We start from the raw sequence: 25,903 nt of genomic DNA, 5'->3' as shown, positions 1-25,903 counted from the left end.
CGCGCGACGTCGCCCGTGCAAGGGGGAGACGATGGCCGACGAGGTGTGGCTGGTGCGCCACGGGGCGACCGAGTGGAGCGTGGCCGGGCGCCACACCTCCACCACCGACCTGCCGCTGCTGCCGGAGGGGGAGGAGGGGGCCCGGGCGCTGGCGCCGCGGCTCGCCGACGTCGGGTTCGCGCTCGTGCTGACCAGTCCGCGACAGCGGGCGCGCCGCACCGCCGAGCTCGCGGGCTTCCCCGACGCCGAGGTCGAGCCGGGCCTCGTCGAGTGGGACTACGGCGACTACGAGGGCGTCACCACCGCCACGATCCGCGAGACCGTGCCGGGCTGGAGCGTGTGGACGCATCCGGTGCCGGGCGGCGAGACCGCCGAGGAGGTCGCGGCGCGGATCGACGCGGTCCTCGCGCGGCTCGCGGGGGTCGAGGGCCGCGCGCTCCTCTTCGCCCACGGACACGCCCTGCCGGCGGTCGCGGCCCGCTGGCTCGGCCTCCCCGTCTCCGAGGGACGTCACCTGCCGCTGGACACCACGACGATCAGCGTGCTCGGCCGCCGGCGCGATGACGCCGTCGTCACCCGCTGGAACGCTTGACGGCTCCCGCGGGCGGCACGACCGTAGGGGCGTGTCCAGCCCGTCCGACCCCGTCCCGGTGACGCCGGAGTGCCCGCGCTGCTCGGCGCCCGTGGCGCGCCTGGCGTCGGACGCGGTGGTCGAGCCGCGCGGCGCCACCCACGCGTGTCCCGAGCACGGCGCGACGCGCGCGCTGCGGCGGGCGCCGGAGGTCAGCTACGACGGCTTCGCCCGGCACCTGCTGGCCACGGCCGACGCGTTCCCGACCCTGCTGCCGTGGCCGCTGAGCCCCGGCTGGCGGGTCACCGACTTCGCCTCCGTCGGCGGCGCGGACGCCCCGACCGCGGCGACCCTGACCAGCGTGGCCGGCTCCAGCCAGCTCGACGGCCCCGTCGACCTCACCGTGGTCGTCGAGGAGCCCGGCACCGGGCTCGGCGCCCGCTGCGCCGGGCTCGGGCACACCGACCCGTGGCGCGGCCTGGGCGCGCATGCGCCCCTGGTGCGTGTGCGGGTGGGCCGCTCCTCGGTGCCGCTGTGGCCGGTCTCGACCGCCGCCCTCGACGGCGACCTCGACCGCTCGGTGGTGGCCGGCGAGGCGGGCGGCCGGTGGCTGTGGCTGGTCGTGCGGCCCGCCTCGGCGATCCTGCTGCTGCGCGACGACTGGATCCTGCGCGACGTCTCGGGCGTCGGCCCGCCGCTCGTGGAGCTGCCCTTCGGGGGTCCGGGCCCGCGCTGGTGAGCGGACCTGCCGCCCGCACGGCCGGACGCGCTGCGACGCCCTCGTAGGCTGGCCGCGTGCGCATCGACCTCCACGCCCACTCCCGGGCCAGCGACGGCACCGACGCACCCGCCGAGCTCGTCGCGGCGGCCGCCGCGGCCGGGCTCGACGTCCTCGGCCTGACCGACCACGACACCGCCGCCGGCTGGGACGAGGCGGCGCAGGCCGCCGAGCAGCACGGCCTCGCGCTGGTGCGCGGCATCGAGATCAGCGCCCGGCACCGGGGCCGCGGCGCGCACCTCCTGGCGTACCTGCCCGATCCGGACCATCCGCCGCTGGTCGCCCAGCTCGCCCGCATCCTGGAGGGACGCCGCGACCGGCTGCCGCAGACCCTGGCGCGGCTGCAGGGGCTCGGCATCGCGATCGACGCCGACGACGTCCACGCCGCCAACGACGACGCCGTCGCACCGGGGCGGCCGCACGTCGCCGACGCGCTCGTGCGGCTCGGCGTCGTCGCCGACCGGTACGAGGCGTTCGCCCGCTTCCTCAACCCGGGTCGTCCCGCCTACGTCGAGCGCTACGCGGCGCGGCTGACCGACGTGTTGGCGCTGGTCCGCGAGGCCGGCGGCGTCAGCGTCCTCGCGCACGCGTGGGGACGGCGACGCGAGGAGGTGCCCGACGCCGAGGACCTCGCCGGGCTGGCGGCCGCCGGGCTCACCGGCCTCGAGGTCGACCACCAGGAGCACGACCCCGGACAGCGGGCGCGGCTGCGGGCGATCGCCCGCGACCTCGACCTCGTCGTCACGGGGTCCAGCGACCACCACGGCACGGGCAAGGTCGACCACGACCTCGGCTGCAACACCACCGACCCCGCGGAGTACGAGCGGCTGATGGCGCTGGCCGCCGAGGCCGCGCGGGTCGCGGGCCGGGGCGCGGAGCGTCCGGCGGACGCGGCGTCGCGCCGCGCCCGCTAGCCGCTACCGCCGCCCGAGGCCCTGGAAGCGCTGCAGCAGCGGGGTCGGCACGACCCGGGCGGCCGTGCTGATCGCGCGGTACCGCACGCTCGGGATCGACAGCGCCCTGCCGGCGGCGTGGTCGGCGAGCGCCTCGCGCACGAGGTCGTGGGCGTCGAGCCACAGCCACGACGGCGCGGAGCCCTGGCTCACGCCCATCCGCTCGTGGAACTCGGTGCGCACGAAGCCGGGGCACAGCGTCGTCACGACGACGCCCTGCGCGCGGTACTCCTGGGCGGCCCACTCGCCGAAGCGGTTCACCCAGGCCTTCGCCGCCGAGTAGGTGCCGCGCGGCAGGAAGCCGGCGACGGACGAGACGTTGATGACGCCGCCGTGCCCGCGGGCGGCCATCGGGCCGAGCGCGGCGTGGGAGAGTCGCAGCACCGCGGTGACGAGCACGTCGAGCATCGCGGTCTCGCGGTCGACGGGGTTGTCGAGGAAGCGGTCCTTGAGGCCGAAGCCGGCGTTGTTGACCAGCAGGTCGATCGGCCGGGCGGGGTCGGCCAGGCGCTCCTCGACGCGGCGCATCTGGTCGCGGTCGGTGAGGTCGGCGCCGAGCACCTCGACCCCGATGCCGTGCTCGGAGCGCAGCCGGGCGGCGAGCTCCTCCAGCCGGGTGACGTCGCGGGCGACCAGGACGAGGTCGTGGCCGGACGCCGCCAGCTGCTCGGCGAAGGCCAGGCCGATGCCGGCCGAGGGCCCGGTGACGAGGGCGGTGCGGGACGCGGGAGCGGGACTCATGGTGCCCAGTAGAGCAGCAGGTGAGCCGCGCGCGACCGATCGTCCGGCATGATGGCCTGCGATGACCACGACACTCGCGATCGCCAACCAGAAGGGCGGCGTCGCCAAGACCACCTCGGTCGCCTCGATCGGCGCAGCGCTCGCCGAGCTGGGCCACTCCGTGCTGCTGGTCGACCTCGACCCGCAGGCGTGCCTGACCTTCTCCCTCGGCATCGACCCCGAGGACCTCGAGCTGTCGGTGCACCACGTGCTCACCAAGGGGCTCGACCCGCGCGAGGTCATCGTGCACACCGACGACGGCGTCGACCTGCTGCCCGCGACCATCGAGCTCGCGCGCGCGGAGGCCGACCTGCTCACCCGCACCGGACGCGAGCACGTGGTGGCCGGCGTCCTGGAGCAGCTGGCCGAGCACGGCGTCGCCTACGACTGGGTGCTGCTCGACTGCCCGCCCTCGCTCGGCGTGCTCACCGTCGCCGCCCTGACCGCCGCCACGGGCGTGCTCGTCCCGCTGCAGTGCGAGACCCTCAGCCACCGCGGCGTCGGCCAGCTGCTCGACACCGTCCACGACGTCCGCCGGTTCACCAACCGCGGGCTGCAGGTGTGGGGCGTCCTGCCGACGCTCTACGACGGCCGCACCAACCACGCGCGCACCGTGCTGGAGACGATCTCCGAGACCTACGACCTCGAGGTCGTCGAGCCGCCGATCCCGAAGACGATCAAGTTCGCCGAGGCGCCTGCCGCCGGCCGCTCGATCCTCGCGACGAACCGCTCGAACAAGGGCGCCCAGGCCTACCGCGAGGTCGCGGTCAACCTCGTCGCCCGCGCGCAGCGCGCCTGAGGCCCGACGTGGGCGGCCGGCACGCGCGCACGGTCCGACCCCGCTACGGGCGGATCGCGCTGCTGGCGGGCTCGGTCGTGACGACGCTGGTCGCGGTGCTCGGCGGCGTGGGCGTGCTGCCGACCGGCGCCGACGAGCCGGCCTACGCCGCGCCCGCGGCCCCTCCGACGTCCGCCGCCCCGACCGCGGTCGGCTCCCCGGCCGTCGACCTCGCCGCCGTGCGGGCGCTCGTCCCCAGCCCGGCGCGGCTGCGCGCGCTGCCCGCCGCCAGCGGATCGGGGCGCCGCGTGGTGTTCTCCCAGGGCCGGCAGCGGGTCTGGCTGGTCGACCGCGACGACCGGGTGCGCTCGACCTACCTGGTCTCGGGCTCGGTCACCGACAACCTGCGACCCGGTCGGTACGCCGTGTGGTCGCGCTCGATGCGGGCCGTCGGCATCGAGGACTCCGGCACGATGCGGCTGTTCGTGCGCTTCGCCCGCGGGCCCAGCGGCGCCGCCATCGGCTTCCACACCATCCCGGTCGACGACGGTCGGCCGGTGCAGAGCGTCGCGGCGCTCGGGACGCCGCGCTCGCACGGCTGCATCCGGCAGCGCACCGCCGACGCCGAGCGGCTGTGGCGGTTCGCGCCGCTCGGCACGCGCGTCGTCGTCGTGGCCTGAGCGACGCGTCGGGCGACGCACCGCCCCGCAGGACGACGACGGGCCCCGGGGAGTGCCCCGGGGCCCGTCGTGGTGCGTGCGGCTCAGTCGGCGACCGGAGCGGCCGCGGACTCGCCGGAGCCCCCGGACCCGCCGCGACGGCGGCGACGGCGGCGCGGGGCGCCGGAGCCCTCGCCCTGCGGCGCGGGGGAGTCCCCGTCCGTGGCGGCGGGGGCGGCGGACGTCCCGGCGGCGGACGCCGCGTCGCCCTCGACGGGCTGGCCGTTGCGGGTGCGCGTCCGGCTGCGGTTGCGGTTGCGCGGCGCCCGCTCGGGACGCTCCCCGCGGTCGGGACGCTCGGCGCGCTCGACCGGCTTCGGCGGCGCGATGCGTCCCTTGGTGCCGGCCGGGATGCCGAGGTCGGTGAAGAGGTGCTCGGAGGTCGAGTACGTCTCCTGCGGCTCGTCGAAGGGCAGGTCGAGCGCCTTGTTGATGAGCTTCCAGCGGTGCAGGTCGGCCCAGTCGACGAAGGTGATCGCCTTGCCGGTGGCGCCGGCGCGGCCGGTGCGGCCGATCCGGTGGACGTAGGTCTTGTCGTCCTCGGGGCAGGTGGCGTTGATGACGTGCGAGACGCCGCGGACATCGATGCCGCGGGCCGCGACGTCGGTCGCGACGAGCACCTTCAGCTTGTCCTCGCGGAACCGGGCCAGCGCCTTCTCGCGCGCGACCTGAGCCATGTCGCCGTGGAGCGCGCTGGCGCTGAAGCCGCGCTCGACGAGGTCGTCGGCGACCCGCTGCGCCTGGCGCTTGGTGCGGGTGAAGACGATGACCTTCTCGACGTCGTCGGCCTGGAGGATGCGGCCGATGATCTCCGGCTTGTCGAGGTCGTGGGCCTGGTAGATGAACTGCTCGGTGGCCGGCACGGTGGCGTTCTCGTACGAGGACTCCGCGCGGATGTTCATCGGCGTGTTCATGTGCATGCGCGCCAGGGCGACGATCGCCGAGGGCATGGTGGCCGAGAACAGCATCGTCTGCCGGTTCTTGGGCGTCATGCGCAGCAGCTTCTCGACGTCGGGCAGGAAGCCGAGGTCGAGCATCTCGTCGGCCTCGTCCAGCACGAGGGCGTGGACGTGGGAGAGGTCGAGGGCGCGCTTGTTGGCCAGGTCGATCAGTCGCCCCGGGGTGCCGACGACGACGTCGACGCCGGACTCGAGGGCCTCGAGCTGCGGCTCGTAGCCCACGCCGCCGTAGACGGTGAGGACCCGCAGGCCGAGGTCGGCGCCGGCGAGGCTGAGGTCGCTGGCGACCTGGATGGTCAGCTCGCGGGTCGGCGTGACGATCAGGGCCTGCGGCTTGCCCTGCGGCAGCTCGGCGTAGCCGGGCGCGCTGACGGGCGTGCTGCGCTGCAGCACCGGGATGCCGAAGGCGAGGGTCTTGCCGGTGCCCGTGCGGGCCTGGCCGATCAGGTCGGTGCCCTGCAGGGCGACCGACAGCGTCATCTCCTGGATGGCGAAGGGCGTGGTGATGCCGGCGCGCTCGAGCGCGTCACAGATCTCGGGGAGCACCCCGAGCTCGCGGAAGGTGGTCAGTGTTCTCTTCGCTTTCGTGATCTCGGACGGTCAGGCCGATTCGTGTCGGAATGCGGCGGGCCGGGTCGAGTCACGGATGAGGGTGAGGTCACGGGCCTGCCGCGCACATACGGGCCGCGTCGACCCTCGGCGACGACGTCGTCGTCGGGAGCGGCGGCCGGGTGCACAGGGCGTGCAGGACCAGGGTACTCGCTGGGCGTCGTGCGCGCGGCTTCCCGGGCGACTCGGCCGGTCGCCGGGCCGTTACAGTGCGGCCCATGGTGCCCAGCGACGACGCTCCCGCCGAGATCCCGGACGACGCCCTCGCGCTCTCCGACCCGGCCTACCGCGAGGCCGTCGTCGACCTGCTCGGCGTCATCGCCTACGGCGAGATCTCCGCGTTCGAGCGGCTCGCCGAGGACGCCCAGCTCGCGCCGTCCCTGGAGGACAAGGTCGCGATCGTCGGCATGGCGACAGCCGAGTTCGGTCGGGTCGCCGCGCTGCACGAGCGCATCGCGGCGCTCGGCGCCGACCCGTACGAGGCGATGCGGCCCTTCCGCGCGCCGGTCGACTCCTTCCACGAGCGCACGCAGCCGGCCGACTGGTGGGAGGGGCTGGTCAAGGCGTACGTGGGCGACGGCCTGGCCGACGACTTCTACCGCGAGATCGCGGCGTTCCTCGACGCCGACACCCGCGACCTGGTGCTCGCCTCGCTCGAGGACACCGGCCACGCCGACTTCGCCGTCGAGCGGGTGCGCGCCGCGATCGCCGCCGACCACCGCCTCGGCGGGCGGCTGGCGCTGTGGGGCCGTCGCCTGATGGGGGAGGCGCTCACCCAGGCGCAGCGGGTCGCCGCCGAGCGCGACGCGCTGTCGTCGCTGCTGGCCGGCGGCGTGGACCGTCCGGGCCTCGACCTCGCGGCGATCGGCCGGATGTTCACCCGGCTCACCGAGCGGCACACCGACCGGATGGCCCGCCTCGGCCTGGAGTCCTGAGCGGATGCACGCGGGGCCCGAGCCGTGCGGCTCGGGCCCCGTCGTGGTGCGTCGGCGCGGTCAGCTGCGGAAGCCGACCGTGCCGAGGGCGCTGGTGCCGATCTCGACGTAGGCGAGCTTCGCGCTCGGCACGATGATCGTGCGGCCCTTGGTGTCCTTGAGGGTCAGCACGCCGTCGTTCGCGACGGCGTCGGCCACGAGCTGCGCGACGTCGTCGGGGGAGCTGTCGGTGTCGACCACCAGCTCGCGGACGGCCTGCTGGATGCCGATCTTGACCTCCACGGTTCCTCCTGGGTCCAGCCGCCCGACGGCGGTCGTCGGACGGTGCGAGGCGAGCCTACGGGGCGGGACGAGGAGGAGGGGCGCGACCGGCCCGGGCGTCAGCGCTCGTCGGCCTTGGGGTAGCCGCCGATGCCGCGCCATGCGAGGCCCGCGACCAGCGCCGCGGCCTGGGGGCGCTCGATGCCGCCGCCCTCGGAGAGCCAGAAGCGGGCGCTGACCTGCGCCATGCCCACCAGCGAGACCGCGAGCAGGCGCGACGCGGGCTGCGGCAGGCCGGTGTCGTCGCGGATGACCTCGGCGATGAGGGCGGCGCACTCGTGGGTGACGCGGTCGACCTGCTCGCGCACGGCCGGCTCGTTGGTGAGGTCGGACTCGAAGACGAGCCGGAAGGCGCCGGTGTCGTTGGCGACGTAGTCGTAGAAGGCGTCGATGGTCGCCGCCACGCGCAGCTTGTTGTCGGGGGTCGACTCCAGCGCGGCCCGGCAGTTCGCGATGACGGCGTCGCACGAGGAGTCGAGCAGCGCGAGATAGAGGTCGAGCTTGCCGGGGAAGTGCTGGTAGAGCACCGGCTTGGACACGCCGGCGCGATCGGCGATGTCGTCCATCGCCGCGGCGTGGTAGCCCTGGGCGACGAAGACCTCGAGGGCCGAGTCGAGCAGCTGCGCCCGGCGCTCGCGGCGCGGCATCCGGCCGCCGCGGGGGCGGGCCTCGGCCTCCGGATGGGCTCGGCCGGCGTGCTGCCCAGTCGTCACGGTGGTGCTCCTCGTCGATCGTCGATCGTGCACGGGGCCGCGCGTGGGTGGCGGGCCTCGGAGGCCGCAGCCTACTCCGCAGTAGCCGGGGGTCCGGATGACGGGACGCCCCGCGCCGACGCCGCACGGCGTCGCCGGGTGCGCGACGATCAGGGGGCCGGGACGTCGCGGGAACACGCGCGGGCGATCCCGACGTTGTCACCGATCGTCAAGAGAACCGCCACCCCGCAACCGAGGAGTCCGGACGTGACCTTCCCAGCACTCGTGGAGCCGGCCGCCGAGCTGAGCGTCGACGAGGTCCGCCGCTACAGCCGCCACCTGATCATCCCGGACGTCGGCATGACCGGGCAGAAGCGCCTGAAGAACGCGAAGGTGCTGGTCATCGGCGCCGGAGGCCTCGGCAGCCCCGCGCTCATGTATCTCGCCGCCGCCGGCGTCGGCACCCTGGGCATCGTCGAGTTCGACGAGGTCGACGAGTCGAACCTGCAGCGCCAGATCATCCACGGCCAGTCCGACGTCGGCCGTCCGAAGGCGGTCTCGGCGAAGGAGTCGGTCGCCGAGATCAACCCGCTGATCGAGGTCGTCGTCTACGAGGAGCGCCTCGACAACGACAACGTCCTGCGCATCTTCGAGGGCTGGGACCTCATCGTCGACGGCACCGACAACTTCGCGACCCGCTACATGGTCAACGACGCCGCGTACTTCCTGAAGATCCCTTACGTGTGGGGCTCGATCTACCGGTTCGACGGCCAGGCGTCGGTCTTCTGGCCGCACGCGGTCGACACCGACGGCAACCGGGTCGACGCGCCCTGCTACCGCTGCCTGTACCCCGAGCCGCCGCCGCCGGGCATGGTGCCGAGCTGCGCCGAGGGCGGCGTGCTCGGCGTGCTGTGCGCGAGCATCGGCTCGATCCAGGTCAACGAGGCGATCAAGGTGCTCACCGGCGCCGGCGACCCCGCTGTCGGCCAGCTGGTCATCTACGACGCCCTCGAGCTGACCTGGCGCAAGCTGAAGGTGCGCAAGGACCCGAACTGCGCGCTGTGCGGCGAGAACCCCACCGTCACCGGCCTGATCGACTACGAGAGCTTCTGCGGCGCGATCTCCGACGAGGCCGCCGACGCTGCCGCGGGCTCGACGATCTCGGTCACCCAGCTCGAGCACATGCTCAAGGAGCGCGAGGAGGGCAGCCGCGACTTCGTGCTCGTCGACGTGCGCGAGCCCAACGAGTTCGAGATCAACCGGATCCCGGGCTCGGTGCTGATCCCCAAGGGCGAGTTCCTCAACGGCAACGCCCTCGAGCAGCTGCCGAGCGTCGACTCCGGCACCCAGGTCGTCCTGCACTGCAAGTCGGGCGTGCGCTCGGCCGAGGCGCTCGCGGTGATCAAGGGCGCGGGCTACGACGACGCCGTGCACGTCGGCGGCGGCGTGGTCGCCTGGGTCAACCAGATCGACCCGAGCCAGCCGTCCTACTGACACGCGACTCGCCTCGATGCTGAGGAGTCGCTGAGACTCCGGCCCTCGTCGGCCCCGGACCGTGACGGTCCGGGGCCGACGTCGTTGTCCGTGACATGCGCTCCCTCCCACTCGCTCGCTCGCTCGGGTCCCTGCGGGTCCCCGCTGCGCTCGCCCTCGTGGCCGCCCTCGTCGCGGCCCTCCTCGCCTCCCTCGCGCCCGGCTCCGCCGAGGCCGCCCCGACGACCCGCCGCTACGCGGCCTGGGCCCCTGCCGCCTCGGCCGTGCTCACGCCGGGCACGCAGGCGTACACCGACGGCGCCCAGTGCACGTCGAACTTCGTCTTCACCGACAGCCGCGGCGACGTCTACCTCGGCTACTCCGCGCACTGCGCCGGCAAGGGCGAGTCGACCGACACCGACGGCTGCAAGGTCGACTCCGTGCCGCTGGGCACGAAGGTCACCTTCGCCGAGGGCGGCAGCCCGGTCGCCGACGGCACCGTGCTCGCCACCGGACGCCTGGCGTACTCGTCGTGGATCACCATGCGCCGCCTCGGCACCAAGGACGCCAACACCTGCGCGTACAACGACTTCGCGCTGGTGAAGGTGGCCCGCAAGGACCGCGGCAAGGTCAACCCGAGCGTCCCGCAGTTCGGCGGCCCGGTCGCGGCCCCGGCCGCCAAGGGCGTCGTCCTCGCCGCAGGCGACCAGCTCTACAGCTACGGCAACTCCAGCCTGCGCGGCGGCGCTGCGCCGTTCTCGCCGAAGTACGGCGTCGCGCTCGGCGACGACGCCGCCGACGGCGGCTGGAGCCACGGCCTCTACTCGCTCACCCCCGGCATCCCCGGCGACTCCGGCTCGGGCTTCCTGGACGCCAAGGGCCGCGCGATCGGCACCCTGTCGACCGTCGGCCTGGCGCCGCTGCCGCTGTCGAACAACATCGGCGACCTCGGTCGCGAGCTGGCGTTCGCGCAGAAGCACTCGGGCATCCCGGGCCTGCGCCTCGCCCTCGGCACCGAGCCGTTCACCGGCGCCGGCCTGCCGGGCGGCGGCCTGCCGGGTCTCCCGGCCCTGCCGGGCGCGCCGAGCCTGCCGCTCCCCTGACGCCCGCGCGGGGCGGGCCCGGCCGCTCGCCCCGCGTAGGCTCCCCGCCCGTGCGGCACCCCGACGACTACCTCGAGGCCGTCCTCGCGACGGTCGAGTCGGTGCCGCCCGGGCGCGTCACCACCTACGGCGCCGTCGCCCGCGCGGTCGGCCGCTTCGGCCCGCGTCGCGTGGGCGCCGTCCTCGCCGAGCACGGCGGCGGCGTGCCCTGGTGGCGCGTCGTGCGAGCGGACGGCAGCGTCCCGCCGCCGCTGCGTGCCCGCGCCCGCGTCGAGCACCTCGCCGAGGGGACGCCGCTGCGGGCGTCCGGCGCCGTCGACCTCGCGCGGGCGCTGTGGACGCCCGAGGCGCCCAAGGCGCCGGAGCCCGACGTCGCGGAGGGGTGATCGGCACCGCTTCGGCGGACCCGCCGGTAACCAGCAGACTGACGCGCATGGCCGAGGATCCGCTCTACCGCCTCCTCCACCCCGTCATCCCGCCGCTCGCGCGCGCCCTGTGGCGCCCGTGCGTCGAGGGGCTCGAGCACGTGCCCGCCGAGGGCGGGGTGCTGCTGGCCAGCAACCACCTCAGCTTCGCCGACTCCGTGGTCCTGCCGATCGTGGTGCCCCGCAAGGTCGTGTTCCTGGCGAAGTCGGACTACTTCACCGGCTCCGGCGTCGTCGGCGCGCTCAGCCGGGCGTGGTTCTCCGGGCTGGGCATGCTGCCGGTCGATCGCGACGACCCGCGGGCCGCGCTCGCCAGCCTCGACACCGCGCTGGAGGTGCTGGCCCGGGGCGAGGCGTTCGGCCTCTACCCCGAGGGGACGCGCTCGCGGGACGGCCGGCTCTACCGCGGCCGCACGGGCGTCGCGCACCTGGCGCTGACGGCGGGGGTGCCCATCGTCCCGGTGGGCCTGATCGGCACCGAGCGGCTGCAGCCCGTCGGCGCGCGCCTGCCGCGCCTCGCGCGGGTGACGGTGCGCTTCGGTGCGCCGATCCACGTCGTCGGGCCGCAGGCCGAGACGTCCTACGACGGCGTCGCGCCGGGGCGCGCACGCCGGCTCGTCACCGATCGCGTGATGGCCGCCATCGCCGCGCTGAGCGGTCAGGAGGAGGCGGGCGTCTTCAACGAGCGTCCCGCCGCCTGAGCCGTGCGGGACGCCCGGCCGGCGTCAGGAGAAGAGGCCGCCGCCGCTGTTGCCCGACTGCGGGGTGGGGAGCTTCGGGATCAACCAGCCGAGGAACGCGTCGGTGCTGCGGGTCTGCACGTAGATGCGGCCGGGGCCGGTGAGGTCGCAGACCAGGCCCTCGCCCGAGAACAGCGTCGACTTCCAGTTGCCGACCTTGCGGACCTGGTACTGCACGCCCTCGGTCCAGGCGACCATGTGTCCGGTGTCGACGGTGTAGGTCTGGCCCGGCTGCAGGTCGATGGCGTGGATCGCGCCGTAGCTGCTCAGCACGAGCTCGCCCTGACCGGCGATGCGCAGCATGAACAGCCCCTCGCTGGAGAAGAAGGTCTTGCCGCCGCCCCACTGGGTGTCGACCGTGATGCCGGCCGACGAGGCCAGGAAGGAGCCCGACTGCACGTACAGGGTGCCGTTGAGCGGCCAGGCGACGACGTCGCCGGGCAGGCTCGGCGCGACGTAGAGCTCGGCGCCGTCGACCTGGGCGGTGAAGGTGTTCATGAAGAACGACTCCCCGCCCAGCACGGCGCGCTTGAGCCCCTTGAGGACGCCGCCCTGGGTGGACGTCTCCATGGCGACGCCGGCCGACATGGCCAGCATCGCGCCGGACTCGGCCCGGACCGTCTCGCCGGCGGCGAGGGTGAGCTTGGCGGTGGCGTAGGCGGGGGAGTACATGACCTCGGTGCGCATGGGCGGAGCGTAGCGACGCCGCGCCCTCTGGCGGGCGGGATCGGGGCGGGATCGGGGCGGGATCATGGGCCACGTGACCACTGCCGACGACCTCGTCCGCGCCCTCGACCTCGCGCCGCATCCCGAGGGGGGCCACTACCGCCGCACCTGGACCAGCCCGGTGACGGTGACGCTGCCCGACGGGCGGACGCGCCCGACCGCCACGCTGATCGCCTACCTGCTGCCGGCGGGCGCCGCGTCGGCCTGGCACCGGGTGGCCTCCGACGAGGTGTGGATCGCCGGCGCCGGCACGGTGCGGCTCGAGCTCGGCGGCGCCGGTGCCGCGCCGGCCGAGGTCGTCGAGGCACGGCTGCTCGGGGTCGCCGCGCCGGGGGAGCCGCAGGTGGTGGTCCCCGCCGGCACCTGGCAGCGGACCCTCCCGACCGACGCGGACGCGCTGGTGTCGTGCCTGGTCTCGCCGGGCTTCGACTTCGCCGACTGGGAGCTCGCGCCCGAGCGCTGAGCGGGCTGCGAGCCGGTCGCCTCGCCGGTGGCCGAGTCTTTCGGAGCCGCCCGTGCGGGCCCGCGCCGGGACTGTCGGCGGCGGATGGTCGAATGACGCCGATGCCACCGCTCGATCCCGCCACCGCCGCGCCGACCACCGCTCCCCGCCCTCGCGAGGTGCGGCTGCTCGGCCCCGCGCCGCGTCCCGCCGCGCCGGTGCTCGACGAGCACCAGCGGGCGGTCGTCGAGCACGCGGGCGGGCCGCTGCTGGTGCTCGCGGGCCCGGGCACCGGCAAGACCACGACGCTCGTCGAGGCCATCGTCGAGCGCATCGAGCAGCGGGGCGCCTCGCCCGAGCAGGTGCTCGCCCTGACGTTCTCCCGCAAGGCCGCCGAGCAGCTGCGCGACCGCATCACCGCGCGTCTGGGCCGCACCCTCGGCAGCCCGATCGCCGCCACCTTCCACTCCTTCGCCTACGGGCTGGTGCGCCGCTACGCGCCGGCCGAGCTCTACGAGGGGCCGCTGCGCCTGCTCAGCGCGCCGGAGCAGGACGTCGTCCTGCGCGAGCTGCTCACCGACGCACCCGAGTCGGTCGCCTGGCCCCCCGGCCTGGCCCGGGCGCTCGGCACCCGCGGCTTCGCCCGCGAGGTGCACGCCGTCCTGGCGCGGGCGCGGGAGAAGGGACTCGACGGCGCGTCGCTCCACGAGCTCGGACGCCGTCACGACGTCCCCGAGTTCGTCGCCGCGGGGCTCTTCCTCGAGCAGTACCTCACCGTGCTGGACGCGCAGGGCGCCCTCGACTACGCCGACCTGCTGCGGCGGGCCGTGCTCGAGGCGGGCGTCCACCGCGCCGAGCTGCGCGCCCAGCTGGAGCACGTGTTCGTCGACGAGTACCAGGACACCGATCCCGGTCAGGTGGCCCTGCTCCAGGCCCTCGCCGGCGACGGGCGCGACCTCGTCGTGGTGGGCGACCCCCACCAGTCGATCTACGGCTTCCGGGGCGCGGAGGTGCGCGGCATCCTCGAGTTCCCGGCCGCGTTCCCGCACGCCGACGGACGTCCGGCCGACGTCGTCGCGCTGCGCACGACACGACGCTTCGGTCCGCGGGTGCTCACCGCCTCGCAGCGCGTCGCGGGCCGGCTCGGCCTGCCGGGCGCGATCCCCGAGGAGGCCCGAGCGGCGTTCCTCGAGCCGCGCTCCGAAGCGCCCTCCGGCCGCACCGACCGCGTCGAGGTGCGCACCTTCGACACCGAGCGCGCCGAGGCCGAGCACCTCGCCGACCTCCTGCGCCGGGCGCACCTGGAGGACGGCGTGGCCTGGGACGACATGGCCGTCCTCGTGCGCTCCGGCCGTACGAGCATCCCGCCCCTGCGGCGGGCGCTCGCCGCGGCCGGGGTGCCCGTCGAGGTCGCCTCCGACGAGGTGCCGCTGGTCCGCGACCCCGCCGTGCTGCCGCTGCTCGACGCGCTGCGCGTCGTCGTGGCCGGGGTGAGCGCCGAGCCGGCCGCCGGGTACGCGGACGAGGCCGGCGAGGCCGGCGAGGCCGGCGAGGTGGCCGAGGCGGACGGCACGGTCGACCCCGCGCTCGTGCCGGTCGACGCCGGCCGGGCCGAGGCGCTCCTGTTCGGACCGCTCGGCGGCATGGACGCCAGCGACCTGCGGCGGCTGGCCCGCCGGCTGCGCCTGCGCGAGCGCGACCTCGCACCCCGGGAGGAGCGTCCGCCCCGGCCGTCCGGCACGCTGCTGCACCTGGCCGTGCACGACCCGGCGTTCCTCGACGGGCTGCGCGACGACGCGGGCCGGGTGCCCCCGGAGGTCGCCCAGGCGCGGGCGCTGGCCGACCTGCTCGCCCGGGCGCGGGCCGAGCTGCGCGGCGGTGCGTCGCCCGAGGAGGCGCTCTGGCTGCTGTGGTCGGGCACCGCCTGGCCGGCGCGCCTGCGCAGAGGGGTCGACCTCGGGGGCGGCGCCGCCCGACGCGCCCACCGCGACCTCGACGCGGTCTGCGCGCTGTTCGATGTCGCCGCGCGCGCCACCGAGCGGCGCAGCCACCTCGGCGTGCGCGCGTTCCTCGACACGCTGGTGGAGCAGGACATCCCGGCCGACACCCTGGCCGAGCGGGGCACGCGCGGCGCCGCCGTCCGCCTGCTCACCGCCCACCGGTCGAAGGGGCTGGAGTGGCGGCTGGTCGTCGTGGCGCACGTCCAGCAGGAGCAGTGGCCCGACCTGCGCCGCCGCGCCACCCTGCTCGGCGCCGACCGCATCGGCCCCGACCTGACCCTGGTGCCGCCGACCAGCCCGCGCGAGCTGCTGCTGGAGGAGCGGCGGCTGTTCTACGTCGCGTGCACCCGGGCGCGCGAGCGGCTGGTCGTCACCGCGGTCGCCTCGGCCGACGACGACGGCGAGCAGCCGTCCCGGTTCCTCGACGAGCTGGGCGTCGCGGTCACGGCGGTGGTCGGCCGCCCGCGACGCCCGCTGTCCCTCGACGGACTGGTCGCCGAGCTGCGGCGCACGCTGACCGACCCGGAGAGCCCGGAGCCGCTGCGGGCCGCCGCAGCGCGGCGGCTCGCGAGGCTGGCGCCGGCCGTGCCGGCCGCCGATCCGGCCACCTGGTGGGGCACTCGCGCCGCGTCGCGCTCGGCCACGCCGGTGCGCCCGCCCGAGCAGCCGGTGCCGATCTCGGCGTCGCTGCTCGAGCGGCTGCTGGTGTGTCCCGCCCGGTGGTTCCTCGAGCGGGAGGCCGGCGGTGCGCCCCGCACGCACCAGGCCGCCCACCTCGGGCAGATCGTCCACGCCCTCGCCGAGGAGGTCGCGCAGGGGCGACTCCCCGTCGAGCCGGACCAGGCCGGCGTCGACCGGCTGATGGCCGAGGTCGACGCCGTGTGGGAGCGGCTGGAGTTCCGCACCCCGTGGGCCCGGGCGCGCGAGCACGAGCGCACCCGCGAGGCGCTGCGTCGGTTCCTGCGCTGGCACCACGACTCCCGGCGCGAGCTGCTGGCCACCGAGGCCCGCTTCGACGCCGTCGTCGTGCTCGACGACGGCGAGCAGGTGCGGCTCCACGGCTCCGCCGACCGGCTGGAGCTGACGACCGTCCCCGAGACCGGCGAGCCCCGCGTCGTGGTGGTCGACCTGAAGACCGGACGGGCCGCGCCCTCGGGAGCCGCCGTCGAGCGGCACCTCCAGCTCGGGCTCTACCAGTTCGCGCTCGACCAGGGGGCGCTCGCGCAGGTCGGGTCCGTCCCCGAGGAGCTGCGCCGACCCGGCACCGTGGCGGGCGGCGCCGAGCTCGTCCAGCTCGGAGCGCTCGACCTGGGGGAATCGGCGAAGGTGCAGGCGCAGCCGGTGCAGCCCGACGACGGCGAGGCGCGCACGCTGCTGCGGGCACAGCTCGCCGAGGCCGCGGGCCTCCTGCGGGCCGAGACCTTCCCGGCGCGGGCCGGCGCCCACTGCCGCGACTGCGCGTTCGTCGCCCTGTGTCCGCAGCAGAGCGCCGGGGCGGTGACCGCGTGATCACGCCGCGCACCATCGGCACCCCGGCCGAGCTGCAGGCCGTGATGGGCTCCGAGCACCCGCCGAGCGATCAGCAGTGGGCCGCGATCAGCGCCCCCCTGGCCCCGGCCGTGGTGATCGCGGGCGCCGGGTCCGGCAAGACGACGCTGATGGCGGCGCGGGTGGTCTACCTGGTGGTCACCGGGCAGGTCCGTCCGGAGGAGATCCTCGGCCTCACCTTCACCACCAAGGCGGCCGCCGAGCTGCGGCAGCGGGTACGCGCGGCGCTCGTGCGCTCCGGCGTCCTGCCCGACGCCGCGGCCGCCGCGGGTCCGTTCGGCCCCGCACGCGCGCCGCTCGACGGCGCCGAGGGGGCGGAGGTGCTCGAGCCGAGCGTCCTCACCTACAACGCCTACGCGGCGCAGCTGCTCGCCGACCACGGGTTGCGCCTGGGCCACGAGCCCGACACCCGGGTCATCACCGACGCCGCCCGCTACCAGCTCGGCGCTCGGGTGGTCGAGCGGCACACCGAGGCCGTCGAGCACCTCACCGACCACCCGCCCACCGCGATCCAGAACCTCCTGGCGCTCGACGGCGCGATGAGCGAGCACCTGGTCGCGCCCGCGCAGGTGCGCGCGCTCGACGACGACGCCCGCGCCGGGTTCGTCCGGGCGCTGGAGGCCGAGCGCGCCGGCAAGGACCGCAAGGGCCACCGCGAGGCCTGCGAGAAGGCGATCTCGGCCATCGACCGGCGCCGCGAGCTGCTCGGGCTGGTCGCGGGCTACCGACGGCTCAAGCGCGACCTGGGCCTGATGGACTTCTCCGACCAGATCGAGCTCGCGGCCCGGCTGGCCGTGGAGCACCCCGACGTGGGCGCGGCGGAGCGGGCGCGCTACCGGGTCGTCCTGCTCGACGAGTACCAGGACACCTCGGTCGCCCAGGCCACGCTGCTCTCGCGCCTGTTCTCCGGCCCCGAGCCCGCGGCGGGACGCGGCCACGCCGTGATGGCCGTCGGCGACCCGAACCAGGCCATCTACGGGTGGCGCGGCGCGTCGGTCTCGAACATCGTCGGGTTCGGCGCCACCTTCCCCGCGGCCGTCGGCGAGGTGCCGGTGCACCGGCTGACGGTCAACCGGCGCTCCGACGCGCGCATCCTGGAGGTCGCCAACCGGCTCGCGGCGCCGCTGCTCGAGCGGTACCCGTTGGTCGCGCCGCTGGACCCCAAGCCGGGCGCCGAGCCCGGCACGGTCGAGACCCACGTCTTCGAGACCGCCGCCGAGGAGCTCGAGTGGCTCACCGAGCAGGTGCTCGCCACCCACGAGGCGGGTCAGCGGTGGGCCGACGTCGGCGTGCTGGTGCGCGACAACGGGCATGCCGCCGAGGTCTTCGACGCGCTGAGCGCTGCGGGCGTCCCGGTCGAGATCGTCGGACTCTCCGGTCTGCTGCGACTGCCGGAGGTCGCCGAGATCGTCGCGACGCTGCACCTGCTCCACGACGTCACGGCGAACGCCGCCCTCCTGACCCTGCTGGCCGGTCCGCGCTGGGCGATCGGCCCGCGCGACCTGCGGCTGCTGCGCCAGCGGGCCGAGCAGCTCGCGGGCCGCTCCGGCCGTCCCGGGGCCGACGAGGCCCCGCTGCCCGTCGGCGAGCAGCTGCTCGCGCTGACCGACGACCTCGACCCGGCCGAGGTGGCCGCCCTCGACGACGCGCTGCACGACCCCGGCGACCTCGACTTCTCGGCCGAGGCGCGGGAGCGCTTCGCACTGCTCGCCGCCGAGCTGCGCACGCTGCGACGCCACGTGGGCGAGCCGCTGCTCGACGTCGTGCGGCGCATCGTCGACGTCACCGGGGTCGACGTCGAGCTGGCCTCGGCGGTGAGCCCCGCCGCGGCGGCCCGTCGCGACAACCTCGACCTCTTCGTCCGGGCGGTCGCCGACTTCCAGGCCGTCGACGGCGCGGTCACGCTGCCCGCGCTGCTGGCCTACCTGACGGCCGAGGACGACCAGGGCAACGGGCTCGACCTCGCGACCCCCACGCTGGCCGACTCGGTCAAGCTGCTGACGGTGCACCGCTCCAAGGGCCTGGAGTGGCCCACCGTCTTCGTGGTCGGCGTGTGCCACGACCGCTTCCCCAACACCACGTCGCGGACGCTGTGGACCTCCTCCCCGGCGGTGCTGCCGGCGCCGCTGCGCGGCGACGCCCACGACCAGCCGCAGCTGGCCGGGCACGACAAGGCCGCGCTGGACGCCTACCGGGCCGCCGCCCGCGCCCACGACGCGGAAGAGGAGCTCCGGCTCGGCTACGTCGCCTTCACCCGGGCCGCGCACCGGCTCGCGGTCACCGGCTACTGCTGGGGGCCGCGGCAGCGACCGTTCGGGCCCTCGCCGTTCCAGGTGGTCGTGCGCGACCACCTCGAGTCGCTCGGCGAGCCGGTGGATCGCTGGCGCGAGCGGCCCGACGCCAAGGACCCCCACCCGTACGCGGCCGTCGACCCCAGCCGTCCGTGGCCGCTGCCCGGCATCGGCCGCGAGGCCGAGCTGCGCCGCGCGGCCGCCGCGCGCGTGCAGGACCTCCTCGCCGCGGGTGCCGCGGACGCGGCGGTCGACCTCGAGGCCGAGCACGACGACGGCCTCGACCTCACGCAGGTCGCCCTCGTCTCCGAGTGGGACGCCGAGCTGGAGCGACTGCTCGCCGAGCTGCGCCGCGACACCGGCGACGTCGTCGAGGTCGACGTGCCCAGCAGCCTCTCGGCCACCGCGCTGCTCCGTCTGGCCGACGACGCCGAGGGCTTCGTGCGCGAGCTGGCCCGGCCCATGCCGCGGCCGCCCTCGGGCGCCGCCCGGTTCGGCACGCGGTTCCACGCGTGGGTCGAGGAGCGCTTCGGCCAGCAGGGGCTGTTCCCCGACGACGAGGTGCCGGGTCGTGCCGACCGGGGCGTCGACGACGACCCCGAGTCCGCGGAGCTGGCCGAGCTCATCGCCCGGTTCGAGGCGGGTCCGTTCGGCGAGCGCGTCCCACTGCGGGTCGAGGCGCCGTTCGCCGTCGTGCTCGCCGGACAGGTGGTGCGCGGACGGCTCGACGCGGTCTACGCCGAGCCCGCGGCGGCCGACGGCTCGCCCCGCTACCTGGTCGTCGACTGGAAGACCTCGCGCTCGGTGAGCGCCGACCCGCTGCAGCTGGCGCTCTACCGGGTGGCCTGGGCGGAGCTGGCCGGCGTGCCGCTCGAGGCGGTGCGGGCGGCGTTCTTCTACGTCCGCACCGGGGTGCTCGACGCCCCCGACGACCTGCCCGGACGCGACGGGCTCGAGGCGCTGGTGCGTCGGTCTACGGTGGCCCCGTGACGCACTCCGCCCCGCACCTGCGGCTCTCGGCCGATCCCCACGAGCGCGTCGCGGAGCGGCGTCGTGACGAGGCCTGGCTCGCCGCCGCGTGGGCGGCGCCGACGACCCGCGTCCTCGTCGTCGCAGGCACCCGCATCCGCCCGGTCGACGGCCGCATCGACTGGGTCTCGCCGGAGCAGGCGCCCGAGGGCGTCCGCATCCTGCTGGGGCAGCGCGACGGGATCACGTGGTTCGCGGTCGTCGCCGACCGTGCCCTCGCCGGCGACGATGCCGCGTGGGTGCCGCTCCGCTTCGCCCTGCCGGTGCTCGCGGGCCCGGCCGCCCGCGACGCCCCGCTCGTGCTGCACGCCCTCGGCCTCGCCGAGTGGATGGCCGTCACGCGGCACTGCCCCCGCTGTGCGGGCACGCTGGTGCCGCGGGCGGCGGGTCACGAGCTCGTGTGCACCGACTGCGGGCGACCGCAGTTCCCGCGCACGGATCCCGCGGTGATCATGCTGATCGCCGACGGGGAGCCCGGATCGCCCGACGAGCGATGCCTGCTGGGCCGCCAGGCCTCCTGGCCCGAGGGCCGCTACTCGACCCTGGCCGGATTCTGCGAGCCGGGGGAGACCCTCGAGGACGCCGTGCGCCGGGAGGTCGCGGAGGAGACGGGCGTGCGCGTCGGCGAGGTCACGTGGTTCGGCAGCCAGCCGTGGCCACTGCCGGCGAGCCTGATGCTCGGCTTCCACGGGCGGGCGCTCAGCACCGAGATCACCGTCGACCGCGACGAGCTGGTCGACGCGCGCTGGCTAACCCGTGCGCAGCTGCGCGACGAGGTCGAGCACGGCGGCCTCGTGCTGCCGGGCGGCGTCTCGATCAGCCACTCGCTGCTCGAGCACTGGTACGGAGGACGCCTGCCCGGCGGCTGGTGAGCCGCTGGTCGATCAGGCCAGCTCGGCGAGCTTCGCCTTCACCTGGGCCAGCGACGGGTTGGTCTGCGCGCTGCCGTCGGAGTACACGAGCGTCGGGACGGTCTGGTTGCCGTTGTTGACCTTCTCGACCAGCTCGGCGGCCTCGGGCTCCTGCTCGATGTCGACGATCTGGAACGGGATGCCCTCGCGGTCGAGCTGGGTCTTCAGCCGGTGGCAGTAGCCGCACCAGGGCGTGGAGTACATCGTGAAGGTCGCGGACATGCGGAACGCCTCCGAGGTCGTCGGGTTGGGGACGCCTGATCCAACCAGGCCGGGGCCGGCGGTGTTCCCGGCCGTCCGGACTGTCGGAGCCGCCGCCTAGGGTGGGCGCATGCCCGCCCCCGACGAGCTGCTCGCCGCCCTCGACCCCGAGCAGCGCCAGGTCGCCGAGGCGCTGCGGGGCCCGGTGCGCGTGCTGGCCGGCGCCGGCACGGGCAAGACGCGGGCGATCACCCACCGCATCGCCTACGGCGTCGCGACCGGCGTCTACGCGCCCACCGAGGTGCTGGCGGTCACCTTCACCACCCGGGCCGCGGGCGAGATGCGCGGACGCCTCCGCGCGCTCGGGGCGGGCGGCGTCCAGGCGCGCACCTTCCACGCCGCGGCGCTGCGTCAGCTGCGCTACTTCTGGCCCCAGGTGCACGGCACCGAGCTGCCGCGGCTCACCGAGTCGAAGATCCCGCTGCTGGTGGGCGCCTCGCGGCAGCTGCGGCTGCGGGCCGACCAGGCGCTGCTGCGCGACCTCGCCGCCGAGGTCGAGTGGGCCAAGGTCAGCAACGTCCGCCCCGACGACTACGCGCGCATCGCCACCGCCCGCGGTCGGTCGGTGAGCGGGCACGACGCCGAGACCGTCGGCCGCCTCTTCGGCGCCTACGAGGACCTCAAGCGCGGCGAGGGCCGCATGGACATGGAGGACATCCTCCTGTTCACCGCCGGCCTCCTGGCCGACGACGAGCGCGTGGCCGCGCAGGTGCGTCGGCAGTACAAGTGGTTCGTCGTCGACGAGTTCCAGGACGTCTCGCCGCTGCAGTCGGCGCTGCTCGACCTGTGGCTCGGGGGGCGGCCCGAGCTCTGCGTCGTCGGCGACCCCGCGCAGACCATCTACTCCTTCGCCGGGGCCAGCGCCACGTACCTGCAGGAGTTCCCGCGGCGGCATCCGGGCGCCACGTCGATCGAGCTCGTCCGCAACTACCGGTCGACGCCGCAGGTCGTCACGGCCGCCAACACGCTGCTCGAGGGCACCCCCAGCCGCGGCGTCGCCCTGCGGGCCCAGCAGCCGGCGGGCGCCCCGGTGTCGTTCCGGCCGCATCCCGACGAGGTCGCCGAGGCCGAGGCCACGGCCGCCCGCATCCTGCAGCTGCGCGACGCCGGCCGCCCGCTTGGCGAGGTCGCGATCCTGTTCCGCATCAACGCCCAGTCCGAGGCGTTCGAGGAGGCGCTGGCCGCGCGCGGCCTGCCCTACGTGGTGCGCGGTGCCGCGCGCTTCTTCGAGCGTGCCGAGGTGCGCGAGGCCGTCACCCGGCTCCGCGGCGCCGCCCGGGGCGGCAGCGGCGCGCTCCGCGGCGACGAGCTGGTCGAGGTGGTCTGCGCGACGCTCGCCGGCATGGGCTGGACCTCCCAGCCGCCGACCGCGCGCGGCCAGACGCGCGACCGCTGGGAGTCCTGGCAGGCGCTGGTCGACCAGGCCGGCGAGTGGGCGACCGCCGGCGACCTCGACGGCTTCGTCGACGACCTCGACCGGCGGGCAGCCGAGCAGCACGCCCCGGTGGCCGACGGCGTCACGCTGGCGACCTTCCACGCGGCCAAGGGCCTGGAGTGGGACGTCGTGTTCTGCTGCGGCCTGCACGACGGCACGCTGCCGATCACCTACGCCGAGACCCCGGCGCAGATCGAGGAGGAGCGGCGGCTGCTCTACGTCGGCCTCACCCGCGCCCGGGTCGAGTTGCACCTGTCGTGGGCGCTGGCCCGCAACCCCGGCGGCCGCGGCACCCGCAAGCCCTCGCGGTTCCTCACGCCGCTGCTGCCCGACGACGTCCGTGCGCCGGCCGCTCCCGGCCGCTCGCACCGGGCGATGGCCTGCCGCGAGTGCGGGCGTCCGCTGGGCACGTCGGCGGAGAAGAAGCGCGGCCGCTGCGCCGACTGCCCGGCGTCCTACGACGAGGCGCTCTTCGAGCGGCTGCGCGAGTGGCGCAAGGAGCGGGCCGAGGCCGACAGCGTGCCCGCCTTCGTCATCTTCACCGACGCCACCCTGCAGCTGATCGCCGAGCACAAGCCGCGCTCGCCCGAGGCGCTCCTGCGCGTCTCCGGCGTGGGCCGCAAGAAGCTCGAGCAGTTCGGCGAGGAGCTCCTCTCGCTCGTCGAGTGAGCCCGACGGACGTCATCGGCGAATAAATGGTTTGCCCCTGACGTGCCCGCGCCGTTAGCGTGCTCGCACCAGACCGAACGCGCCTCGTGCGCCCGACTCCCGAAGGAGGTGCCCCCGATGATCACCACCATCCGCGTCCAGCAGATCGCCCCGATCTGCGCCGTGCAGCGCGTCGTCCCGACCGCCGTCCGCTCCGCCTCCGACGTCCGCACCTCCGTGGGCACCTGGGTCGGCGCCGGCAACCTCGGCCTCGGCATGACCGGTGCCCGTGCGTTCGCGTTCGATGCGAAGCGCACGTTCGGCCACCCGACCGTCGGCCCCGCCTGGAGTCCGCCCGGCTGTTGATCCTCGACAGCATCGGCAGCCTCCAGGCCGCGGAACCCGACACCGGGATCCGCGGCCTCGTTGCTTCTCAGGGGCAGATCGCCCCGCGGACCCGGACCCCCAGCCCCGCCCGTCCACGAGACCACGAAGGAGGTGAACCATGACCATCACGGTCGCCGACGTCCTCGACGCCCCCGACCTCGACCCCAGCCGGATGCCCTGCCGCATCGAGGACCCCGAGCTGTGGTTCGCGGAGTCGCCCAGCGACGTCGAGTCCGCCAAGGCGCTGTGCCAGGCCTGTCCCGTCCGGGCGCTCTGCCTGGACGGCGCCCTCGAACGGCGCGAGCCCTGGGGCGTGTGGGGCGGCGAGCTCTTCCTCCAGGGCGTCGTCATCCCGCGCAAGCGCCCCCGGGGTCGTCCCCGCAAGGACGCCGCCTGAGCCCGCAGCACGTCCCGCCTCGTCCGTCCGCGTCATCCACCCGCCTCACCCCACCCGATCAGGAGAACTCCCGTGAACGTCTTCCTCCAGGACCTCGCGCGTCAGCGCCAGGCCGAGCAGCTCCTCGCCGCCGAGCGGCGGCACCGTGCGGACGCCGTCCGCAGCGCCCACCAGATCCGTCGCCGGGCCCGGCGCTCCGAGCAGGACGCCGCCCGCCTCCGGTCGCTCCTCGGCCTGTGAGCACGCCGATGAGCACCCGACCGACCGATCCGACCCGTACGCCGACGGCGACCGCCGTCCCCACCTCGTCAGGAGCCACCATGCAGCTACTCCATGAGGACCTCGCCCGCGCGCAGACGTCCGCGCGCCTGGGAGAGGCGCACCCCGCGGCACCCGCGCGTCCTCGCGTCCGGGTGCGGACCCTCGGCCGCCGTGCCGAGGCGCTGGCCCAGCAGGCTCGACTCGCGCTCGCGCGCAGCCTGTAGGCCCCTGCCGCAGGGCCGGGATCCGTCGACCCGACGGATCCCGGCCCTGTGTGCGTCCTGCCCGTCCTACCCTGGGGCGGTGACGTGCCACCTGTGCGGACGCGAGGAGCACGACGCCGCCGCGCTCCTCACCTGGTCGACGGCCACCGAGGGCGGTCGCCGTCGCGCCTTCTGCGACGCCTGCTCGCGGCGTCACCTGCGCGCGATGGAGGGGAAGCTCGACAGCGAGCACTGGTGAGCACTGGTGAGCACCGGTGAGTACCGGTGAGTACCGGTGATCGGTGGCGGTGTCCGGGAACGACGACGGCGGCCGCCCGGATCACCGGGGGCCGCCGTCGTGGGTTCGGGTCGGGCGCTCAGGCCTTGCCGAGGATGCGGTTGAGGTTGGTGCTGCAGACCGGGCACACGGCCTTGGCCATGCGGGTGCCCTTCTCGTTCACCTTGACCTCGCCCTCGGCCTGGCGCTTCTCCTTGCACTTGACGCAGTAGAACTCGCCGCTCCAGGTCTCCGCCATGACGGCCTCCTTCAATGTTCGTAGCTGTGGTCGTCGCGACGGGGAGCAGTCCGGGGAAGCCCGTCGGTGCTCGCGGCCGGTGCCGCGGAGCCGGAGCCGACCCTACGGCACGCTCGGCGGCGCGCCTAACAGGCGTGTTCCCGCGTGTTTCCCGGCGTTCGCCGCCGGTTCGTCTGGCTAGGGTCGCCGCATGGAGCTGACCCACCTGCGCCTGGAGCGTCCGCGCGACGGCGTCGCCCTGCTGGTCCTCGACCAGCCGGCGCTGCGCAACGCGATGTCGGAGGAGATGACGGCCTCGTGGGTGCGGGCGATCGACGCCCTCGCCGCCGACGCCGCGGCGGGGGAGGTGCGGTGCGTGGTCGTCACCGGCGCCGGCTCGGCGTTCACCAGCGGCGGCAACACGGCGTGGCTGGCCGGCGACGGCACCGCCACCGTCGACGAGCTGCGCACCCGGATGATCGCCTTCTACCGCGCCTGGCTCTCCATCCGGCGGCTGGAGGTGCCGACGATCGCGGCGATCAACGGGCCGGCCATCGGCGCCGGCCTGTGCCTCGCCCTCGCCTGCGACCTGCGGTTCGCGGCCCGCGGCGCGCGGCTCGGCGTCCCGTTCGTCCGGCTGGGCCTGCACCCGGGCATGGCCGGCACGCACCTGCTGCCGCAGGTCGTCGGCGCGGCGGCCGCCCGCGACCTGCTGCTCACCGGGCGCCTCGTGCAGGACGACGAGGCCCTCGCCCTCGGCCTGGTCTCCCGGCTCGCCGACGCCGACACGGTGCTGGACGAGGCGCTGGACGCGGCCGCGGTCGTCGCCGCCACCGCGCCGATCGCCAGCCGCCTCACTACGCTCGCCCTGCGCGACGGCGGCCACCCCGACCTGGAGCGGGCCCTGCAGTGGGAGGCGCTCGCACAGCCGATCACGCTGGCCACTCAGGATCTCCAGGAGGGCATCCGCGCGCTCGACGAGCGGCGGCCGCCGCGCTTCCGGGGACGCTGAG

The 25,903-nt window shown here is 75.4% G+C and carries 28 protein-coding genes; 21 read left to right on the top strand and 7 right to left on the bottom strand.

The window, feature by feature from the left end:
- Nucleotides 1-31 precede the first annotated feature (31 nt).
- Genes K8Z61_RS06720 through K8Z61_RS06710 form a run of 3 tightly spaced genes read left to right on the top strand, consistent with a single transcriptional unit; the run spans nt 32 to nt 2,263 of the window.
- The gene (locus K8Z61_RS06720; protein ID WP_224127767.1) at nt 32-592 is read left to right on the top strand and encodes a histidine phosphatase family protein; all 561 of its coding nucleotides are present in this window, start codon (nt 32-34) and stop codon (nt 590-592) included.
- 31 nt (nt 593-623) lie between these two features.
- Nucleotides 624-1,310 (top strand): DUF6758 family protein, encoded by a 687-nt coding sequence (locus K8Z61_RS06715; protein WP_224127763.1) that lies wholly within the window; start codon nt 624-626, stop codon nt 1,308-1,310.
- A 56-nt stretch (nt 1,311-1,366) separates the two neighbouring features.
- Nucleotides 1,367-2,263: a PHP domain-containing protein gene (locus K8Z61_RS06710; protein ID WP_224127760.1), complete on the top strand. Its 897-nt coding sequence runs from the start codon at nt 1,367-1,369 to the stop codon at nt 2,261-2,263.
- A 3-nt stretch (nt 2,264-2,266) separates the two neighbouring features.
- On the opposite strand, the gene K8Z61_RS06705 is transcribed toward K8Z61_RS06710, so the two are convergent.
- A complete protein-coding gene (locus tag K8Z61_RS06705; RefSeq protein WP_224127757.1) occupies nt 2,267-3,043 on the bottom strand; it encodes an SDR family oxidoreductase in 777 nt (258 codons plus the stop codon).
- Nucleotides 3,044-3,104: 61 nt separating this feature from the next.
- Between K8Z61_RS06705 and K8Z61_RS06700 the strand changes: the two genes are divergently transcribed.
- Both K8Z61_RS06700 and K8Z61_RS06695 read left to right on the top strand, forming a co-directional pair.
- Nucleotides 3,105-3,881, top strand: a complete 777-nt coding sequence (locus tag K8Z61_RS06700) for a ParA family protein (RefSeq protein WP_224127754.1) — start codon at nt 3,105-3,107, stop codon at nt 3,879-3,881.
- An 8-nt stretch (nt 3,882-3,889) separates the two neighbouring features.
- Nucleotides 3,890-4,540 carry a L,D-transpeptidase gene (locus tag K8Z61_RS06695; RefSeq protein WP_224127751.1) on the top strand — a complete coding sequence of 217 codons (651 nt, stop codon included), beginning with the start codon at nt 3,890-3,892 and terminating at the stop codon, nt 4,538-4,540.
- 83 nt (nt 4,541-4,623) lie between these two features.
- On the opposite strand, the gene K8Z61_RS06690 is transcribed toward K8Z61_RS06695, so the two are convergent.
- Nucleotides 4,624-6,084: a DEAD/DEAH box helicase gene (locus K8Z61_RS06690; RefSeq protein WP_224127748.1), complete on the bottom strand. Its 1,461-nt coding sequence runs from the start codon at nt 6,082-6,084 to the stop codon at nt 4,624-4,626.
- A gap of 281 nt (nt 6,085-6,365) precedes the next feature.
- Here K8Z61_RS06690 and K8Z61_RS06685 point away from each other — a divergent pair, with 281 nt between their 5' ends.
- Complete coding sequence (locus tag K8Z61_RS06685) at nt 6,366-7,082, top strand: ferritin-like fold-containing protein (protein ID WP_224127745.1); 717 nt, start codon at nt 6,366-6,368, stop codon at nt 7,080-7,082.
- A 60-nt stretch (nt 7,083-7,142) separates the two neighbouring features.
- On the opposite strand, the gene K8Z61_RS06680 is transcribed toward K8Z61_RS06685, so the two are convergent.
- Together K8Z61_RS06680 and K8Z61_RS06675 are read right to left on the bottom strand one after the other, a co-directional pair.
- Entirely contained in the window at nt 7,143-7,364 is a 222-nt protein-coding gene (locus K8Z61_RS06680; RefSeq protein WP_224127742.1) for a DUF3107 domain-containing protein, read from the bottom strand.
- Nucleotides 7,365-7,462: 98 nt separating this feature from the next.
- Entirely contained in the window at nt 7,463-8,050 is a 588-nt protein-coding gene (locus K8Z61_RS06675) for a TetR/AcrR family transcriptional regulator (protein ID WP_224128744.1), read from the bottom strand.
- Between the two features lie 312 nt (nt 8,051-8,362).
- Here K8Z61_RS06675 and moeZ point away from each other — a divergent pair, with 312 nt between their 5' ends.
- The 4 genes from moeZ to K8Z61_RS06655 all read left to right on the top strand — a co-directional run bounded on the left by moeZ (nt 8,363) and on the right by K8Z61_RS06655 (nt 11,797).
- Nucleotides 8,363-9,589: an adenylyltransferase/sulfurtransferase MoeZ gene (moeZ, locus tag K8Z61_RS06670; protein WP_224127741.1), complete on the top strand. Its 1,227-nt coding sequence runs from the start codon at nt 8,363-8,365 to the stop codon at nt 9,587-9,589.
- A gap of 158 nt (nt 9,590-9,747) precedes the next feature.
- On the top strand, nt 9,748-10,671 hold the full coding sequence (locus tag K8Z61_RS06665) for a hypothetical protein (protein WP_224127739.1): 924 nt from the start codon (nt 9,748-9,750) through the stop codon (nt 10,669-10,671).
- A 50-nt stretch (nt 10,672-10,721) separates the two neighbouring features.
- Nucleotides 10,722-11,057 carry an MGMT family protein gene (locus K8Z61_RS06660; RefSeq protein ID WP_224127737.1) on the top strand — a complete coding sequence of 112 codons (336 nt, stop codon included), beginning with the start codon at nt 10,722-10,724 and terminating at the stop codon, nt 11,055-11,057.
- Between the two features lie 47 nt (nt 11,058-11,104).
- Nucleotides 11,105-11,797: a 1-acyl-sn-glycerol-3-phosphate acyltransferase gene (locus K8Z61_RS06655; protein ID WP_224127736.1), complete on the top strand. Its 693-nt coding sequence runs from the start codon at nt 11,105-11,107 to the stop codon at nt 11,795-11,797.
- A 24-nt stretch (nt 11,798-11,821) separates the two neighbouring features.
- Here the strand turns inward: K8Z61_RS06655 and K8Z61_RS06650 are convergent, their stop codons facing one another.
- Entirely contained in the window at nt 11,822-12,523 is a 702-nt protein-coding gene (locus tag K8Z61_RS06650; RefSeq protein ID WP_224127733.1) for a TIGR00266 family protein, read from the bottom strand.
- Between the two features lie 73 nt (nt 12,524-12,596).
- Here K8Z61_RS06650 and K8Z61_RS06645 point away from each other — a divergent pair, with 73 nt between their 5' ends.
- The 4 genes from K8Z61_RS06645 to nudC all read left to right on the top strand — a co-directional run bounded on the left by K8Z61_RS06645 (nt 12,597) and on the right by nudC (nt 20,744).
- Nucleotides 12,597-13,025: a cupin domain-containing protein gene (locus tag K8Z61_RS06645; protein WP_374227917.1), complete on the top strand. Its 429-nt coding sequence runs from the start codon at nt 12,597-12,599 to the stop codon at nt 13,023-13,025.
- Between the two features lie 101 nt (nt 13,026-13,126).
- Nucleotides 13,127-16,513, top strand: coding sequence for an ATP-dependent DNA helicase (locus K8Z61_RS06640; protein WP_224127728.1), 3,387 nt, complete (start codon nt 13,127-13,129; stop codon nt 16,511-16,513).
- Complete coding sequence (locus K8Z61_RS06635; protein ID WP_224127725.1) at nt 16,510-19,833, top strand: UvrD-helicase domain-containing protein; 3,324 nt, start codon at nt 16,510-16,512, stop codon at nt 19,831-19,833. The genes K8Z61_RS06640 and K8Z61_RS06635 overlap by 4 nt, the downstream gene beginning before the upstream one ends.
- Nucleotides 19,830-20,744, top strand: coding sequence for an NAD(+) diphosphatase (nudC, locus tag K8Z61_RS06630; protein ID WP_224127723.1), 915 nt, complete (start codon nt 19,830-19,832; stop codon nt 20,742-20,744). Before K8Z61_RS06635 ends, nudC begins: the two co-directional genes overlap by 4 nt.
- Nucleotides 20,745-20,756: 12 nt before the next feature.
- Here the strand turns inward: nudC and K8Z61_RS06625 are convergent, their stop codons facing one another.
- Entirely contained in the window at nt 20,757-21,005 is a 249-nt protein-coding gene (locus K8Z61_RS06625) for a mycoredoxin (RefSeq protein ID WP_224127721.1), read from the bottom strand.
- A gap of 109 nt (nt 21,006-21,114) precedes the next feature.
- Here K8Z61_RS06625 and K8Z61_RS06620 point away from each other — a divergent pair, with 109 nt between their 5' ends.
- The 6 genes from K8Z61_RS06620 (at nt 21,115) to K8Z61_RS06595 (ending at nt 24,634) form a co-directional block, all read left to right on the top strand.
- Nucleotides 21,115-23,148, top strand: coding sequence for an ATP-dependent helicase (locus tag K8Z61_RS06620; RefSeq protein ID WP_224127719.1), 2,034 nt, complete (start codon nt 21,115-21,117; stop codon nt 23,146-23,148).
- Between the two features lie 117 nt (nt 23,149-23,265).
- On the top strand, nt 23,266-23,493 hold the full coding sequence (locus tag K8Z61_RS06615) for a hypothetical protein (RefSeq protein ID WP_224127716.1): 228 nt from the start codon (nt 23,266-23,268) through the stop codon (nt 23,491-23,493).
- A gap of 139 nt (nt 23,494-23,632) precedes the next feature.
- Nucleotides 23,633-23,911 (top strand): WhiB family transcriptional regulator, encoded by a 279-nt coding sequence (locus tag K8Z61_RS06610; protein WP_224127715.1) that lies wholly within the window; start codon nt 23,633-23,635, stop codon nt 23,909-23,911.
- A 72-nt stretch (nt 23,912-23,983) separates the two neighbouring features.
- Nucleotides 23,984-24,151: a hypothetical protein gene (locus K8Z61_RS06605; RefSeq protein ID WP_224127712.1), complete on the top strand. Its 168-nt coding sequence runs from the start codon at nt 23,984-23,986 to the stop codon at nt 24,149-24,151.
- An 80-nt stretch (nt 24,152-24,231) separates the two neighbouring features.
- On the top strand, nt 24,232-24,396 hold the full coding sequence (locus tag K8Z61_RS06600) for a hypothetical protein (protein ID WP_224127709.1): 165 nt from the start codon (nt 24,232-24,234) through the stop codon (nt 24,394-24,396).
- 79 nt (nt 24,397-24,475) lie between these two features.
- Nucleotides 24,476-24,634, top strand: a complete 159-nt coding sequence (locus K8Z61_RS06595; protein ID WP_224127707.1) for a hypothetical protein — start codon at nt 24,476-24,478, stop codon at nt 24,632-24,634.
- Between the two features lie 118 nt (nt 24,635-24,752).
- Here K8Z61_RS06595 and K8Z61_RS06590 read toward each other — a convergent pair whose 3' ends face one another.
- Complete coding sequence (locus K8Z61_RS06590) at nt 24,753-24,911, bottom strand: DUF5679 domain-containing protein (RefSeq protein ID WP_224127705.1); 159 nt, start codon at nt 24,909-24,911, stop codon at nt 24,753-24,755.
- Between the two features lie 190 nt (nt 24,912-25,101).
- Here K8Z61_RS06590 and K8Z61_RS06585 point away from each other — a divergent pair, with 190 nt between their 5' ends.
- On the top strand, nt 25,102-25,902 hold the full coding sequence (locus tag K8Z61_RS06585; protein WP_224127703.1) for an enoyl-CoA hydratase/isomerase family protein: 801 nt from the start codon (nt 25,102-25,104) through the stop codon (nt 25,900-25,902).
- Nucleotide 25,903: the final 1 nt, after the last annotated feature.

The sequence above is a fragment of the Nocardioides sp. TRM66260-LWL genome (assembly GCF_020075545.1).
Lineage (GTDB): Bacteria > Actinomycetota > Actinomycetes > Propionibacteriales > Nocardioidaceae > Nocardioides.
Note: the sequence above shows the minus strand (reverse complement) of the source record. Positions and strands in the feature narration are given on the sequence as shown.

Bases quoted from the DNA above. Each gene is read 5' to 3' on its own strand.
- K8Z61_RS06610 (WP_224127715.1), top strand. From the start codon at position 23,633: ATGACCATCACGGTCGCCGACGTCCTCGACGCCCCCGACCTCGACCCC.
- K8Z61_RS06600 (WP_224127709.1), top strand. From the start codon at position 24,232: ATGCAGCTACTCCATGAGGACCTCGCCCGCGCGCAGACGTCCGCGCGC.
- K8Z61_RS06655 (WP_224127736.1), top strand. From the start codon at position 11,105: ATGGCCGAGGATCCGCTCTACCGCCTCCTCCACCCCGTCATCCCGCCG.
- K8Z61_RS06675 (WP_224128744.1), bottom strand. From the start codon at position 8,050: ATGCCGCGCCGCGAGCGCCGGGCGCAGCTGCTCGACTCGGCCCTCGAG.
- K8Z61_RS06615 (WP_224127716.1), top strand. From the start codon at position 23,266: ATGATCACCACCATCCGCGTCCAGCAGATCGCCCCGATCTGCGCCGTG.
- K8Z61_RS06700 (WP_224127754.1), top strand. From the start codon at position 3,105: ATGACCACGACACTCGCGATCGCCAACCAGAAGGGCGGCGTCGCCAAG.
- K8Z61_RS06650 (WP_224127733.1), bottom strand. From the start codon at position 12,523: ATGCGCACCGAGGTCATGTACTCCCCCGCCTACGCCACCGCCAAGCTC.
- K8Z61_RS06640 (WP_224127728.1), top strand. From the start codon at position 13,127: ATGCCACCGCTCGATCCCGCCACCGCCGCGCCGACCACCGCTCCCCGC.
- K8Z61_RS06625 (WP_224127721.1), bottom strand. From the start codon at position 21,005: ATGTCCGCGACCTTCACGATGTACTCCACGCCCTGGTGCGGCTACTGC.
- K8Z61_RS06585 (WP_224127703.1), top strand. From the start codon at position 25,102: ATGGAGCTGACCCACCTGCGCCTGGAGCGTCCGCGCGACGGCGTCGCC.
- K8Z61_RS06590 (WP_224127705.1), bottom strand. From the start codon at position 24,911: ATGGCGGAGACCTGGAGCGGCGAGTTCTACTGCGTCAAGTGCAAGGAG.
- K8Z61_RS06720 (WP_224127767.1), top strand. From the start codon at position 32: ATGGCCGACGAGGTGTGGCTGGTGCGCCACGGGGCGACCGAGTGGAGC.
- K8Z61_RS06705 (WP_224127757.1), bottom strand. From the start codon at position 3,043: ATGAGTCCCGCTCCCGCGTCCCGCACCGCCCTCGTCACCGGGCCCTCG.
- K8Z61_RS06685 (WP_224127745.1), top strand. From the start codon at position 6,366: ATGGTGCCCAGCGACGACGCTCCCGCCGAGATCCCGGACGACGCCCTC.
- K8Z61_RS06620 (WP_224127719.1), top strand. From the start codon at position 21,115: ATGCCCGCCCCCGACGAGCTGCTCGCCGCCCTCGACCCCGAGCAGCGC.